At 65.4% G+C, this 14,384-nt stretch carries 17 protein-coding genes and 1 pseudogene; 1 reads left to right on the top strand and 17 read right to left on the bottom strand.

Features of this window, described 5'->3' with window-relative positions; all coding sequences use genetic code 11:
• The first annotated feature begins 18 nt into the window (after positions 1 to 18).
• Positions 19 to 573: a hypothetical protein gene (locus QM789_RS01885; RefSeq protein ID WP_420350273.1), complete on the top strand. Its 555-nt coding sequence runs from the start codon at positions 19 to 21 to the stop codon at positions 571 to 573.
• Here the strand turns inward: QM789_RS01885 and QM789_RS01880 are convergent.
• From QM789_RS01880 to QM789_RS01800, 17 genes and pseudogenes are all read right to left on the bottom strand, one after another.
• A complete protein-coding gene (locus QM789_RS01880; protein ID WP_420350272.1) occupies positions 570 to 791 on the bottom strand; it encodes a DUF7220 family protein in 222 nt (73 codons plus the stop codon). The genes QM789_RS01885 and QM789_RS01880 overlap by 4 nt on opposite strands.
• A complete protein-coding gene (locus QM789_RS01875; RefSeq protein ID WP_420350767.1) occupies positions 788 to 1,072 on the bottom strand; it encodes a hypothetical protein in 285 nt (94 codons plus the stop codon). Before QM789_RS01875 ends, QM789_RS01880 begins: the two co-directional genes overlap by 4 nt.
• Positions 1,073 to 1,391: 319 nt before the next feature.
• Positions 1,392 to 1,898 (bottom strand): annotated as a pseudogene (locus tag QM789_RS01870) (DNA cytosine methyltransferase); the annotation flags it as partial.
• A 1-nt stretch (position 1,899) separates the two neighbouring features.
• On the bottom strand, positions 1,900 to 3,252 hold the full coding sequence (locus tag QM789_RS01865; RefSeq protein WP_420350271.1) for a site-specific DNA-methyltransferase: 1,353 nt from the start codon (positions 3,250 to 3,252) through the stop codon (positions 1,900 to 1,902).
• 432 nt (positions 3,253 to 3,684) lie between these two features.
• Entirely contained in the window at positions 3,685 to 4,110 is a 426-nt protein-coding gene (locus QM789_RS01860; RefSeq protein ID WP_420350270.1) for a DUF6362 family protein, read from the bottom strand.
• Positions 4,103 to 4,303, bottom strand: coding sequence for a hypothetical protein (locus tag QM789_RS01855; RefSeq protein ID WP_420350269.1), 201 nt, complete (start codon positions 4,301 to 4,303; stop codon positions 4,103 to 4,105). Before QM789_RS01855 ends, QM789_RS01860 begins: the two co-directional genes overlap by 8 nt.
• Entirely contained in the window at positions 4,300 to 4,821 is a 522-nt protein-coding gene (locus QM789_RS01850) for a crossover junction endodeoxyribonuclease RuvC (RefSeq protein ID WP_420350268.1), read from the bottom strand. Before QM789_RS01850 ends, QM789_RS01855 begins: the two co-directional genes overlap by 4 nt.
• 604 nt (positions 4,822 to 5,425) lie before the next feature.
• Positions 5,426 to 6,673 (bottom strand): S8 family serine peptidase, encoded by a 1,248-nt coding sequence (locus tag QM789_RS01845; RefSeq protein WP_420350743.1) that lies wholly within the window; start codon positions 6,671 to 6,673, stop codon positions 5,426 to 5,428.
• A gap of 200 nt (positions 6,674 to 6,873) precedes the next feature.
• The gene (locus tag QM789_RS01840; RefSeq protein ID WP_420350267.1) at positions 6,874 to 7,827 is read right to left on the bottom strand and encodes a hypothetical protein; all 954 of its coding nucleotides are present in this window, start codon (positions 7,825 to 7,827) and stop codon (positions 6,874 to 6,876) included.
• Positions 7,828 to 7,900: 73 nt separating this feature from the next.
• Positions 7,901 to 8,932: an AAA family ATPase gene (locus QM789_RS01835; RefSeq protein ID WP_420350266.1), complete on the bottom strand. Its 1,032-nt coding sequence runs from the start codon at positions 8,930 to 8,932 to the stop codon at positions 7,901 to 7,903.
• 32 nt (positions 8,933 to 8,964) lie between these two features.
• A complete protein-coding gene (locus QM789_RS01830; protein WP_420350265.1) occupies positions 8,965 to 10,275 on the bottom strand; it encodes a toprim domain-containing protein in 1,311 nt (436 codons plus the stop codon).
• Positions 10,276 to 10,285: 10 nt separating this feature from the next.
• Positions 10,286 to 11,410: an ATP-dependent DNA helicase gene (locus QM789_RS01825; RefSeq protein WP_420350264.1), complete on the bottom strand. Its 1,125-nt coding sequence runs from the start codon at positions 11,408 to 11,410 to the stop codon at positions 10,286 to 10,288.
• Positions 11,411 to 11,449: 39 nt separating this feature from the next.
• A complete protein-coding gene (locus QM789_RS01820; protein WP_420350263.1) occupies positions 11,450 to 12,199 on the bottom strand; it encodes a hypothetical protein in 750 nt (249 codons plus the stop codon).
• Positions 12,196 to 12,993 carry a hypothetical protein gene (locus QM789_RS01815; protein WP_420350262.1) on the bottom strand — a complete coding sequence of 266 codons (798 nt, stop codon included), beginning with the start codon at positions 12,991 to 12,993 and terminating at the stop codon, positions 12,196 to 12,198. Before QM789_RS01815 ends, QM789_RS01820 begins: the two co-directional genes overlap by 4 nt.
• A gap of 9 nt (positions 12,994 to 13,002) precedes the next feature.
• Entirely contained in the window at positions 13,003 to 13,230 is a 228-nt protein-coding gene (locus QM789_RS01810) for a DUF6511 domain-containing protein (RefSeq protein WP_420350261.1), read from the bottom strand.
• 140 nt (positions 13,231 to 13,370) lie between these two features.
• Complete coding sequence (locus tag QM789_RS01805; protein ID WP_420350260.1) at positions 13,371 to 13,661, bottom strand: hypothetical protein; 291 nt, start codon at positions 13,659 to 13,661, stop codon at positions 13,371 to 13,373.
• Positions 13,654 to 14,349, bottom strand: coding sequence for a hypothetical protein (locus tag QM789_RS01800; RefSeq protein ID WP_420350259.1), 696 nt, complete (start codon positions 14,347 to 14,349; stop codon positions 13,654 to 13,656). The genes QM789_RS01805 and QM789_RS01800 overlap by 8 nt, the downstream gene beginning before the upstream one ends.
• Between the last annotated feature and the right edge of the window lie 35 nt (positions 14,350 to 14,384).

The following is a 14,384-nucleotide window of genomic DNA, read 5'->3' as shown; positions in this document are numbered from 1 at the left end:
TCTTGAAAGGTGGCGCGCATGGTCGACTCGATCACGGTTAGACTGGATCCCAATCTGGCATCCCGTCTCGGCGAATTCTTGACTCAGAACCCTAGTCTATCGGCCGCATCCGTTGCGGTTCGTGCCTTGGACGAATTTCTGCCGAAGGCTCCCAAGGTCGTATCGACGAAACCCTCCAAGCCGGGCGGCGGACAGGACGAGTTCACCGGCCGCGAGGGGTATGAGTTTGGCATCTCAGCTGGCCGGGCACTTGCGAGCAAAATCGGCGACCTCGTCAGCCCTGTGGCAACAGAACTCAAACTACCTGACGGTCGGCGAGCTACGCTGCGCACAGCGAAGGGACGCAACACCCAATGGGGATGTCTCAACACTCTTCTCGAGCGGATCAATGTCGTTCTCTGTGCTTTCACCCCGGACGGAACGAACTTCGATGTTTGGGAAATTGACGCCAAGGTCTGGGCTCGCGAGGCCCGAAACGCTTCTCCCGGCCACAAGCTGCACAACAAGCTGACGTTGCTGGGAAAGTCGGGCGTTGAGAAGTTCGGAAAGCCCTTCGGCACCTACTCCATCTAGTCGCCCCGCATCCGGATTGCCTCGAACAGGCGCCGCAGGGCGAAGGAACGCGCGATCGACACGACGGTGAAGATCGCCCCGATCGCCAGCGCGTCGTCGAGACGCGCGGGCAGACCGAACCATGGGATGACCATCAGCTGTGTCACGACCGCGACGCCGTAGCCAACGATCACGTTGGCGACGGACTCGACCAGCGACATGAGGCGGGACTGCTTCATGCCGCTGCCTCATCCATCGGCCAGCAGTTCAGCCGCCAGAGTTCGCAGCGCATGCGCCGCAACCAGGGGGACAACGCCGTTGCCACAGAGGCGACGCCGGTCCACTCGGTGGGCCAGCCCATCAGCGCCTCGACGAACAGCGGGTTCAAGGTCCGGCGCGCATCGGAGGTATCGCGCCCAACCATCGGCGTCACAAGGACCTGGCAGCCAAGCAGGCCGTTCACCGGCGTGTTGGCAAGGCTCGTCGCGCCATCCTTGTGATCGCGGGCAGTCGGCGTCATCCACATCCCCGCTGAGTGGGTCAGGTCGGCCGAGCGGCGATTGCCCGCGCTCGGCTTGCAGCCATCGTTCGCCATCGGCGTCGGCCACATTGCGGCCGTGGTCGCGAGGTTCATGCCGTGCTGGCCCGCTTCCTGCGACGGCGTTGGCTTCGTCTGTCGGTTCTCGTTGGCGCTGGCCCTCGGCGTCGGCCAGAGGCGCAGCAGTTCCGTCCGGTTCCCGCCACTCGACCGGGTGCCAGAGCAGGCGCGCGGGGTCGGCCAGCTCGTCGCCCTCGCGGATGGCGAGGATGAAGAGCCGCTCACGCTTGTGGGGCGCGCCGACTTCCGCCGCCGTGAAGAGGCCTGCCGCAAGACGGTAGCCCATGCCGACCAGTCCTGCGGCGACTTCGGGGAAACCGAGGCGGAGATGATGGGCGGCATTCTCGAGGAAGACGAAGGGAGGTTCGACCTCGCCGATGATGCGGGCGACATGAGGCCAGAGATGGCGCGGATCGTCGGCGCCCCGGCGCTTGCCCGCGACGGAGAATGGCTGGCACGGATAGCCCGCAGTGACGATATCCACCGTGCCGCGCCAAGGGCGGCCGTCGAAGCTGGCAACATCGTCCCAGACAGGCGCGCGATCCAGGGCCGCGTCTTCCATCCGCGCCACGAGGATGGCTGCGGCGTAGGTTTCCCGCTCGACATGGCCCACAGCACGATATCCGGGGATGGCGATGGCGAGTCCGAGATCGAGCTCACCCGCGCCGGAACAGAGGGAGAGGCCGAACAGGCATGCGTCTCCGGCTCCGGAAGCACATCCGGAGGAAGGTAGAGCCAGGTCATGCATGTCACACGGCGGTTTCGGGGAGGATTTGGGGCTCGACTGAGGTATCCCCCAGCCGCTCGGCCTTCACCTCTCCAAACGTCCGACCATCACCATCGAGGATCGCCTCTCGGCCGGTTTCGGCCTGCCAGCGTTCAACGGCGACATCAACATAAGCCGGGCTGATCTCCATCGCGAAGACGCGCCGGCCATTGGCTTCGCCCGCCATGATCTGCGAGCCGGAGCCTGAGAACGGCTCGTAGCAGAGCCCGCCGCGCGCGACGTGCTGGCGCATCGGGATACCGAAGGCGTCGAGCGGTTTCGGTGTGGGGTGATCCGGCCGCTCGTCCCTCGCGAAGCTCGGCATCTCCCAGGTTGAGGGCAATGTCTCTTCCGCCACCTTCGGCGGGCGGTTCGGGCGGCGCCAACCTATGAAGCAGGGCTCGTGTCTCCAGAGGTAGTGGGACCTGGTCAGGACGCCGCGGTCCTTCACCCAGATGATCTGCTGGTGAACGAAGGCCCCGGCCTTTTCCCAGCAGGCCTCTAGCATCGCCTGGCGACGCGAGGCGTGCCAGCAATACCAGGCGGCGTCCTCGGTGATCGCCTCGGCAATGGCTGTGGCGATGAAGCCGTCGTAGAGTTCCGCGCCTTGCGAGCTGTCGTCCCAGGTCGTGCCGTAGGACGCCGACCAGTCCTTGTTCCGGGTCGGATGGTTCGAGCCGTCGTAGTCCACCAGATACGGCGGATCGGTGGCGAAAAGGATCGCCCGCTCGCCATTCATCAGGCGGCGCACGTCGGCAGCGCTGGTGCTGTCACCGCAGAGCAGACGGTGGTCGCCGAGGATCCACAGATCGCCCGTACGGGACGCCGGGTTACGCGGCGGTTCGGGGATGGTCACCGGCGGCACGGAGCCCCCGGCGCCACCTTCTTCACCGTCGTCTTCCGCGACGTAGGCCAGCAGCTTGTCCAACTCGCCGTCGGAAAACCCGACCAGCGACAGGTCGAAATCCTCGGCCAGCAGGTCGTTCAGTTCGGCCGACAGCAGCGCCTCGTCCCAGCTCGAAAGTTCAGTCAGCTTGTTGTCCGCGATGCGGTAGGCCCGGCGGTAGGCCCGGCGCTGCGCCTCGGTCAGATGCCCCAGCACGATCACCGGAGCCTCAAGCAGCCCGAGTTGCGTGGCGGCCAGCACCCGCCCGTGGCCGGCGATCAGTTCGCCGTCCTCGCCGACGAGGAACGGCACGGTCCAGCCGAACTCGGCCATGCTGGCGGCGATCTTCGCGGCCTGGTCGGCGCCATGCACCTTCGCATTCTTCGCGTAGGGCTGGAGGCGCGACAGCGGCCACGTCTCGATCGCATCCGGGGCGAAGCTCAGCGTCATGGTGGGCAAGGTTCCTCGGTCAGGTGGATGCCGGTGGCTTTCGGACTCCGGATGCCGGGCCGGACTCCAAGCGGGGTCCAGCGGCTACCAGGGATGTCCGATCGGAAGGCCAGCGTTCATTGGTGTTTGCGCGGGGTCAGATGGACCTGGCTTCCGGATGGCTTCCCAAAAATCCGACCCTGTCGCTGGCGATGTCCCGCGCTTCGCCCGCCAGTATACGAATATCGCCAGGAAGGAACCAAGATATCAAAGGCTTGGCAAATCGGACCCCGACTGGTTCCCTCGCTGGACCCCGGAGGCCAGCGGCGCGGCTACTACCTGCGCGCTCCTCTCCCGAGTATACCCTGATTGATAGCGTCGGAGTGGCTGGTTGTCTTGGCGTCCGGTGTCTCGCATGAAAGTGTCTCGCTTGCGCGACGATACTTGACAGGGCTAGGGTGTGACCTTTGCCACCACGAATTCCATCGACCGCTTTCGCGGCACCCGCTTCCCGTTCAGCCGCCAGACGATCATGGCGATCCCGTACTGCCAGCGCCGGTTGGCCGTGGCGCGGCTGATGCCCAGCTCCCAGCAGATCGGCTTCCACGGCTTGCGGTTCGCCCGGAGCCAGAGCACGCGCGCGTCGGCCGGGTCGAGCCAGCGCAGCCAGAGAAGCGTATCCTCGGCCTCTGTGATCTGGTGCGGACCCGGACGCGGACGACGCATCTGCGGCTCTTGGCCAACTTGGTCGGCGAAGCTGTGAAAGTACTCGGGCCACGCGTTGAAATAGCCGTGCGGCTTCACCTCGGGCAGCGTCCGGAAGACATCGGCAGCGCTCTCTAGGCGGTCCTCGACCATGGTGGGTGTCCAGTCAGCCATTGGCGGCCTCTCGGCTATCGGTACGCTGGCCATACAGCTTCTCGCCGAGTTGACGGACCAGTTCGCGCTCCGGCCATGTCAGGCGGTCATCGTCGACGGACACCGCCAGTAACCCATGGTCGTGCCAGCCGTCCTGCTTGACGCGATCAGGATCCCGGCACGTGCCGCCATAGCCTCTCGGATACCATCTCATCCCAAGCCCCCGTTCGTCTCGATCGCCCACAGGAGGATGGCGATGGCATCGGCCTCGTTGTCGTCAGCAGGGGAGAAACCGCGAGTGCGTGCCGCGACGATCATGTCCTGCTTGGGTGCATTTCCGCGGCCTGTCGCGTGCTTCTTGATCGTACCGACCGGAACGCCGCAGTAGGGAACGCCTCGCAACTCGGCCCATGTCGTCAGCGTCGCGAGGAGACCTCCAAACACATGGGCGGCGTCGGTGCCGGCGTGGCGGCGCACCTCCTCAAACCATATCGCCGCGACTGGACCCGACAGCCGGTCGAGTTCGGTCAGCCAGTTGGTGAAGCGCAGGAAGCGCATCCCGCCGCCGTCGAAGCGGCCGGGCCGGAAGCTGACCGTGCCGCTGGTGATCAGCCCGTCATAGCCACGCGAGGCCCAGCCGGTCGTCGTGCCGAGGTCGAGGGCGAGAATGCAAGACCGAGAGATTGCGCCCGGCTCGGGGCGGACGTCCTGCGCAGAGATCGGTGTGTTCATCGTGAAGGCTCACAAGCTGTGGGCCTTCGGCTTTGGTCACCGCAACATTTAGCACCGGGCGGACCGGCGCCAAAGCGAAAACGATCAAGAGCGCGGCGGCGATCAACGTTCGACCCGCCCCAGTCCCAACCTCCAAGCGTGTGGTCCCAACCTTCGAGGGGGTTGGGACAGCCCTTTATCTTTCCCATACAATAACTTGACCGGATGTGGTCCCAACCTCGGTGTCCCCAACGGGGATCCTTCTCTTTTCGTATAGAAAAGCATGTTCCCGACCTTTTCCGTTCTCCCACATGAATGTGTAGCAAAAGGTTGGGACCACGGGGTGAGGTTGGGGACACCTTTGTTTTTGCGAGGCTTTTCGTGTCCCTAACCCCCTCGGGATGTTGGGACAGGGTTGGGACCACGCGAAGGTTGGGACGCACAGTGACGAAAGCCGGGACGGCACCGAAAAACCGAGGATCGGCAGCGGAGGGAAGAATACTGTCTTTCAAACCTCAGCAGGCAACTGCGTCATTCGCGTATCTGCGACGCCGTTGAGCTGTGACGCGCTGCTACCGGCAGAAGCGGGACGTAATTCGGCAACCGTCTGTGCCAAGTTGTAGCGTCAAGCCCCTGCGGCCGGACGCGCTTGGACTGGCGGTGCGAGGCGGGCACGCACCTCGTCGTAGATGCCGATTTCACCCGCCATTGAGATTGTCACGGCTAATCCAAAAGGTATCGCCTCATCAACTGGCGCGCCTTGATCGGGATCGCGCTGCACCACCAAGGGTATCGTCATGTTGGGCGTGACGACGGGTGCATTTGCTCCGCTCCAGCGCCGCGAGCTGACAGTCCCGCGATTGCTCTGGTTCTCGTCTGGATGCCAACGCTCCGCCGAAACGGCGAGAGCGTCGAGTTCTGCCGGTGTGAGGATCTTCAGCCGACAGCTGCGATAGCTCTTGCGGCCCGGCATGACCGGCGAAAACCACGCAATGGTCGCTGACAGGTTGTGCGGTCTTGCCTTTCCTCCGATTGCAACCGGAACCGGCACGTCGATGGTTGCGATGCGATCTGCCCTCAGGACTCCTGTCGCGAAGAACGTGGCTCGATCCGCTGCGCAGGCGAGCGCGTCATCAGCATTGACATAGCCGTAGCCGAGGAAGCGCCGAATATTGTCCTTCTGCTTCGACGCCTGGCCGCGACCCGTAGGCCCAAGTGTGGACTTGATGAGTTCGGCAGTCTCCTGCGGCCACTGCGCCGGATGGACCAGAAGGACCTTCAGCAGAACCGCGCGCTCTACGGGTGGGATCTGCAGAAACGCCTCGCCATAGGCCGTCTCAAGGGCATCGTGAATGCGGTGACAGGTACGCGATGCAAGCGCCGTTGCTGCGCTAGTGCCATTCGAATATCCGTCAAGGTTCTCCCGACCCGCACGTGGTGGTGCCGCGACCTTGAGACCGGCGCCGCGCGATGCCCCTGCCGGACGGACGTCGATGTGCCTGTGATTGCCGACACAGGTCATATGTTCCTTGGCGCTGGGCATCAGAATGTCCGGCTTGACTGATCTGGCGAAGCCCGGTCCCAGGCTGCTCGAGGAGTTCGCCGCGACGTGAGCCGGAAAGGGATCGATCAAGGTTCGCGCCAATGCGCGATCCGCAGGACCGACAGCATCGATATTTCCGGCAGCGACGGTGATGCCGTTCACGGTTTCTGCCGGCGATAGAAGGCGACGGTCCGCCATGACGCCATGCAGCGTAGCGATCATTGATCTCGCGCGGCTTGCCGCGTCTGCAGCCTCGTAGTCTCGGCTGATTGCATAGTCCGGCATGCCGAACGGGAGGACCTGATTGCCGGCACTCACCACAAAGAGCAGGCCGAAGCGATAGGCCAGGCGATCCAGTAGGCGGGCCTAGGGCGAAAGGTGATTGTGGAATGGCCGATAGCGATTTCCGATGGAGAGATTGACGATCACGATCCCGGGGCGCTGTTCGCGAAGCCTGGTGACCGCGAGGTAGATAATGTCGACAATCAGTCTGTCGGGAGGGAAGGCATCATTGTTCCCCAAGACCGGGATCATGTGGATCTTTCGCGGCAGTGGGGCCTCCCGCGATTGAGATCCCCGTGAATGATGAGAGATGCCATCGCCGTTCCATGCGCCCGGGACGCGACGAGGGCGTCCGGCTCAAGATCGAAAGGATCGTCGAGGTCGATGTGGGCAGCCAAGCGCCGGTGGCCGCCGACAGGGACGCCGTCGAGCACCGCAAGGATCGGCTCACCGAGTTCTTCGATCTGCTCCCCGACCTGTGGGCTGTCTTCAGGATCACCAATCTCGACGGTCGTGGCCTCGGATTGCGGACGGATGTGCATTACGGCATCCAAGCCGGCGATCCCTTCGATCTGCCGTTCGATGATTTCGTGCACGGCCCAAGCCGGGATATCGGCAAGGAGTGCATGGTAGGAAATATCGGGTAAGCGGCAGCGAGACAGAACCTGACCCCCGCGGATCGTCAGCGCCTGTGTCGTCTCCTCTTCGCTGAGCCGAGCGGCTGCCTCATTGGCCCTGAAAACCAGTTCGATCTCCAGTCGGATTAGATCGTTGTCCCGGTGGCCGTCGAGGATTGCGGAGAGAACGGCCCGATCTGATGGTTGAACGCGGTCGTCCGGCCCCCACGCGCGCAGGTCCCGGAGGTGTTCGAACACAGTCGCCCAAGGTGTTTCCCCTCTGACCAGTTGTCCGGCTTGCCAGCGCCGCCACAGCGACTCCAGACTTCGCAAAGCCACCATGTCAGGGACCAGAAGGTAGGCGACGGGTTGCTTATCTTCCTCGTCGCCGTCGAGTTCGTCCTCATTCACCAATTCCAGCCCGCCCACCTGACGGATGGACGGGGCAAACGAACTGATGGCGCCGCGGACTTCGAATACCAACAGCCGTTCCGGGGCGAGGCCGGCAGGGTCTGCGCGCAGTTCAAGTGCCCCATCACCACGCGCGAGAATTTCGGCGAGGCGCGCAAACTTTGGGCCGAACACGCCCGTCTGCCGGTCTCGCGGAAAGGCATCTGGCGAGGGAATGGGTCGGGCGCGACCTATAGGGCGGGGCTGATCAGCTCTCGGCGTCAGTCTCAGGAGAGGTTTTGTTGGATCGCTCGGCATTTATGAACTCTGGCGTGACGCGCGAAGTCCAAAGATCCAGTTCCGCGCGCAATGCCGCATCAACCGAAACCTCCCCTAAACCAAGAATCTGCCGTCGTCTGACATTCTGGCAGAAGTCGAGAGCTTCTGCGTAACTCACATTTCCGAGGCGGCCGGCCAGTCGACTCAGCGCCATTTTGGGTGCATCTGGCCAGCCTGATATGACCCGGTCCAGAAACACCGTAATCTCGGTCTTCTTTGGAGCCGGAAATGCCAGCCGCATCTGGAAACGGCGCCAGACAGCGCGATCAAGCAACTCGCCATGATTGGTAGCCGCGACCACGATGACGTAGCTGGGAAGCTGGTCGAGTTGCATGAGCAGGAAAGAGACAACCCGTTTGATCTCTCCCGTTTCATGTGTGTCGCCGCGTTCCTTGCCGATGGCATCGAACTCATCGAAGAACAGAACGCTTGGAGTTGTTCGTACATAGTCAAAGAGTTTGCGGAGCCGCGCGTTCGTCTCACCGAGGTAACTGCCGATCAAGGCGTCATATCTGACAACGAAGAAGGGCAGGCCCAAGCCCTCAGCGACTGCTTCGGCGAACGACGTCTTGCCATTGCCCGGGGGGGCCGACAGCAAGACCCGGTGCCGTGGTTCATAGCCGTTCGCGCGCAGAACATCCTCTCTGCGATGCTCTTCAAGAAGCTGGCGGCCACTTTCTTTCGCTGGCAAAGGAAGCAGGATGTCGTCGAGCTGGAGCTGCGGCGTGACCTCGAGTATGGCCTCGCGCCCGTTCGGGTCCGCCAGGCGAGGCGAGCTTGCCGTAAGGGCAGGAGGTGTGATCGGGACAGCCGACAAGGCTCGCTGCATGCGGTCGGCCACGATGAAATGCTTCTTGGCGCGCTCTTCCGCGACCATCGCTTCGGTGGTGGAGCGCAGCATCTCCTGATCGCCGGTTGCACCCGCGCGAATCAAGGACACAAGAAGATCGCTCCGCGCCATGTCAGACCTTATCCACCACGATGCACCACCTTTTACGTCGGGCCCACAAAAAGACGGCATTCTTGCTCTCGAAAAACGATCTCCAGAAGCAGCCCAAAAGACACATCGACATTTTGCACCTGCTTGTCGAGGATCGACATGGAGATGCCGGTGGCGGACTTGATCCGGGCGAGGATCTGGCGTTCGGGCAGCGGGTCCAGCTTTGCCAGCGCGGCGCGGCCCAGAAGCTGACCGAGCGCGGCAAGGTCGGGCGGGTTGGTCAGCGCCTCGGCTGCCGCGATCAGTGTCTCGGCATCGTTCCCGGTAGAGACGATCGGAACTTGGGCAGTATCCGCAATGGGCGCGGGGTCCGCCTCAATAGGGTAGTCTGCGGCGCGCACCCCGCGCATCAGATCGTCGTTGAAATCGTCGCCATGCAGCGGCAGCACGATGTCGTTCGGGATACCCGCCCGGTTCAGCCGGTCCGAGAGGGTTGCCGCCGCCTGACGCCCCGCATCTCCCGCATCGGCGTAGATAGTGACGCGCGTGATGTCCTCCGGCCATTGAAACCGAGCGACACCATCGGCCGAGAGCGCCGCCCAGACTGGCGTGCCGAACAGCGCGTGGGCCGCAAGCGCCGTCTCGATGCCTTCGGCCACACCGATATGGCGATCTTCCGACATGGCAAACAGCCGCACGGCGGCATCCACGACCGATCCCAGCATCTTCTTGCCCATAGGGGCCTTGGCGCTGCCGTCGTCGAGCAGAAAGGTGCGGTGGATGCCGGGGGCGCGATCACCGTTTGCGAACCGCGCCAGCGCGATCAGTCCCGGCCAGCCGCGACGGCTGTCGAAATCCGGCAGGTCCGGATGAAACAGCAGATCGGGCGATGCCGGGTCGCTGAGCCCGCGTGCGCGCAGATAGGCCTCGCCGGGCGTGCCCGCTAGCGCGAACGCGCCTGCGACCAGCCGCGCGATCTCGGCGGAATGGTCGGGCTTCGGGCGCGGAGCCGGCCGGGGTGCCGGATGGTCCATGCCGGCAATCCGCGCGGCCTCGTCGAACAGCGCGCTGTCGGAAAGGCCGGTCGCCTGCGCGATCAGGTCGATCGGCCCCGCGCGTTCGCCGGTGGCATAATCGAAACCCAAGCCGGCATAGGGCCCGTCGAGATGGATGGTGCAGGACCCCTCCTTGCGCGGCGGGCGACCCGACAGATCGGCACAGCGCAGCGCGCGCCGGTCGTGGGCAAGCTGCGCCTCGGGTAACATCCCCGGCAGCCAGTCGGCGGCCGTGACAGCGAGCCGATCGCGCACCGCCGCCAGATCATGGCGGGGCGAGGATGTGCCGACATCGTTCAGGTCGATCATCGCAACCCCGTCAGGCCAGCAGCACGAGGCCGCGCTCGGCCCGGGTGATCGCGGTGTAGAACCAGCGACGGCGGTCGAGGTCGCTGCGATCAAGCCCGTCGTCCCAGACGATGACATTCTCCCATTGCGAACCCTGCGCCTTGTGGGCGGTGATCGCCCAGCCGAAGGTGGCCTCGGTCAGCTTGCGCTTCTCCTTCCAGTCGCGGTCATGGCGCTTGCCGTCATAGGCGATGTGATCCTCGAAATGCCCCTTGTAGATGCGCAACCGACCCGGGCGACCATCGCGATCGAGCGGGCCGACGCGCCGTCCGTCCTCGTCATGGACCACGGCCGAGAAGTAGAGGCTGCCCTCATCGACGATATCCTCGAGGGTCAGGAACATGCCGTTGATCAGGCCATGGGCATTTTCGTTCTTCAGGCAGATGATCTTCTCGGCCGCGCCCGTGGGCAGATACGTCCCACCCAGCCCCGCGGCGGCGCGCATGGCGTTGTCGATCTGCAGCCGCGTCGCGTTCAGCCCGCAGATCAGCTGCCCGCCGCGCAGCGCCTGATCCAGCGTGATGTCGCCCTTGCGCAGCTTGGCGACATGGGCGTCGTAGGTGCCCAAACCGATGGGCTCGCCCATCCGCGCCATGGTGGCGAGGCGGATGATCGCACTCTCGGCCGCCTGCCTGTGGATTTCGGTCAGCATCACGTCGGGCGCATCGCGGGTGAAGGCGCCTTCGCCCTTGATCGGCGGCAGCTCGCCGGGGTCGCCCAGCACCAGGATCGGCTTGCCAAAGCTCATGAGATCGCGTGCCATCTCCTCGCCCACCATCGACACCTCGTCCAGCACGATGAGCCTGGCATCCGCCGCGTCGCTCTGCGGGTTGAGGGCGAAGCGGGGATGTTTCATGGCGGAAAGCGCCTGGCGCATCGCCTCGATCCCCGCCTCGGCGGCGGTCCTGTCGAAGCCGGTCAGCCTGCGGGCGGCGGCCTCGGCCTCCTGCACCTTGACCGCCGCCGCGACGATCTCCTCCTCGGTCGATTCGATCACCGAATAGATCAGGCTGTGGATGGTGCGCGCGGGCGTGCCCTTGCGGGTCAGTACCAGCGCGGCCTTGCCGGTGAAGGTCGCGGTGACGACGCCCGGCACGCAGGAGCCTTCCTTCGCGCTACGATGGGGTGAAGGTGGTCATTCGGCATGGGCTCCCACAGCATAATCCTTGACCACCCCGCCGCGCGGGGGATCGCCGACTTCGCATTGCCGCACGAAGACGCGCCGACCGTCGGCCAGCTGACGCCAATGCCCGCGCCGCAGATGCCAGCGGGGGCTGGCATGGCTGCCGCCCGGATCGGCCGAGGCGCTGCGCATCCGTTCGGGGTCGATGGCGACATGATGCCAGACCCAGCCACGCACGCCGTCGCGGGCGAACGACCTGCGCTGGGGCCGGGCGATCCGGCGTTCGCTGACCTCGGCCGAGGTGGCGAGGATCGCCAGCGCGCGCCAGACGATCGCGGCGGCCGCCTCACCGCATTGCCCGGCGAAGGCGGGGTCCGGAATGGCCGGGTTGGTTTCGAACTCGGCGATGCCGCCATCGGCGATCCGAAACCGGACATGCACATCGGTCCAGCGACGCGGATTGCGCCACAGCGCCAGCCAGACCGCGTCGATGCCGTCGGGCCGTTGGCGGGCATGGACGATCTGGTAGCGCAGGTCGGGACTGCGATCACGCAACTCGAAGATCGTCTGCGGATGCGGCAGCCGCTGCGGACCGGCCGCGAGGCGACGGGCCAGCGCGTCGACGTCATCGGCATCGAACCGTTCCTGATCCTCGAAGCGCCAGACCGGTGCGAACTCGAAGCCGTCCAGCTGGTCGGCGGCCCAGAACCGGGCGCGATGCGCGCGGATGATCCGCTTGAGGGCGTAAGCATCGGGGATCATGGCCGCTCACCCCAGCACCTGCTGGCCCATGCACAGGGCGCGTGCCACTTGCCCGCCGCCATGCCGCCGCGGCAGAGGACGGCCGTGGGCCCGGTTGCCGCGCGCGGCAGCCACTCGCCGGCCTCGGAGGCCTGCACGACCATGACGGCGCGATCGGACATCTCCTGCGCCAGCCGGGCGTCGAAGAGCGCGAGTTCGCTGTGCAGTTCCATCGTGTCGCGGTTCAGCGCGGTGAAGAGCGCCGGGTTGGGCAGGTCCAGATAGGCCTGATAGAGCGCGATCTGGGCGGCATAGACGGGGCGTGCAATGCTGACGCCGCACTTGACCACGTCCTTCCAGCTCGATGCCTCGAGTGCCTTGTTCTCCCAGAGGGCCGGATAATCCATGGCCACGGGCCCCGAGACGAAGCAGCCGTCGATATAGCCCTTGAACCGGCCGGACAGCGCCTCGAATCCGAACTGGCGGCCATCGGGGCGTTCGGTGCGCAGATCGAACCCCGCGATCCGGAACCAGCCCGCGACGATATCCTCGGCCCGGTGCCCGGCCTCGAAAATGCGCAGGGTCTTCGGGGCGAGCCCCTGGCCATCGTCCTTGGGGACGGCCAGAAAGTCGTACTGGATCTGGCGCAGGCAGTCGCGTCCGAGGCCCGAGGAACTGACATAGGTACGCGGCCGTTCAGCGCGATTGCGTGCGGTAAGAGCGGTGTCGATGGCGGCGGACACGGCTTCCGCGATTGGCGGGCGCGGCGCGCCGGTGCCATAGATGCAGCCAGATCCGTGGTTGAGATCGATCATGGCGGCCCCTCAGAATGGAATCTCGTCGTCGAGGACGGTGCCGGTGCGTTCCTTGCGCGCGGCCTGGTCCTGCATGCTGTCGATGTAGCCGGTGACCGCCGCCTCGATCAGCCGGTCGATGTCGGTGGCGCTGCGGTCGAAGAAGGGGGCCATCAGCCCCAGGTCGGTCAGAGTTTCGGCAAAGAGCACCCGCGCATCGCGGATTGCCTGTGCCTCGCGGGCGGTCTTGTCGATCATGCCGTTCATCCTTTGGGCGATTGCGCTGCCCGCGTCCTGACAACGGCGCGAGCAGAAGCGGTGATAGGGATACCGGTCGTGCTGAAGGCGGTGGACGTAGCCGAAGCCCCGGGCTTCCCGCGCGCAGACGGCGCAGATCGTCACCCGAGCAAGAGCGTCGCGATCGGGTCCTCTTGCGGCCAATCTTCCCGGTGAAGGCGCTCCGACTGCAGCACGATCCAGCGCGAGATCGCGTTGCTGGCCATGGCCTCGAGGTCGCCGAGGCTGAGGCTTGCGACGGGTTGGTGCAGTCTTCCTCGGGCCTCGAGCCATTTTCCGATCTCCAGCGCGGCCTCGCGCGTCACATGCGCCTGCCACTGGTCTGCCTCGCTGGGCGGGCGGCGCTGCGTCTTGGGCCCCCGCGCCTGCCGTGCGGGTTGCGCCTCAGCCATTGAGCCAGGCGGGCATCGCGGGTGCGCCCGTAGCGGCAGCGGTGGGTTGCTGCGGCGCGGGTGTCGGCGCCTGTGCCGGGGCCGAGGCTGCCGGAGTCGCGGGGGCGGCCGGCGCGCCCCAGTTCGGGGCCGCGGGCGACGGCTGCGCTGAGCCCCATGCCGGCGTCGGTGCCTGCCAGCCCGGCGCCGCGACGCTCGCGGCCTTGCGCGGCGGGGCGTTGACGGGCTCGGGCGGAACGGTTTCGCCACGCATGATCGCGGCATGGCTCGCATCGTCGGGCAGAACGACGTTGGCGATCCGGTTCTGGTCGCGGTATTGCGGGTTGGAGGCGGGCTCCACCATGATCCGGGCGGCAAAGGTGATGCCGTCGAGATGCTTGAGCCCGGGCAGCACCCGCTTGGCCTTGGCGGCAGGGCTTTCGTCCCTGGGATCGAGCCCGAGAGCGCTGTCGACCATGGCGCGAAAGGTGGACTTCGAGATCTTCCAGCCGATGGACTGGCCTTTCTCGTCAACCTTGCCGCCGGCCACGGTGAAGCTCTGCCAGAACTTGCGCCGGGCGTGCGGGCCATCGACCACGGTGAACTCGCAATCGAGCATCTTCGCGTCGCTGGATTGCGAGGCCTTCAGAACCCCCGCATCCATCGGGGCCGCGCCGTTCACGCCACCGGGGCGGATGGTCAGCCGCACCTTGGCAAAGGTGCCGTCGGGGATCAGCTCGCCGA

The sequence above is a fragment of the Paenirhodobacter sp. genome (assembly GCF_047600745.1).
Taxonomy (GTDB): domain Bacteria; phylum Pseudomonadota; class Alphaproteobacteria; order Rhodobacterales; family Rhodobacteraceae; genus Rhodobacter.
This window is presented reverse-complemented; position numbering and strand designations above follow the sequence as displayed.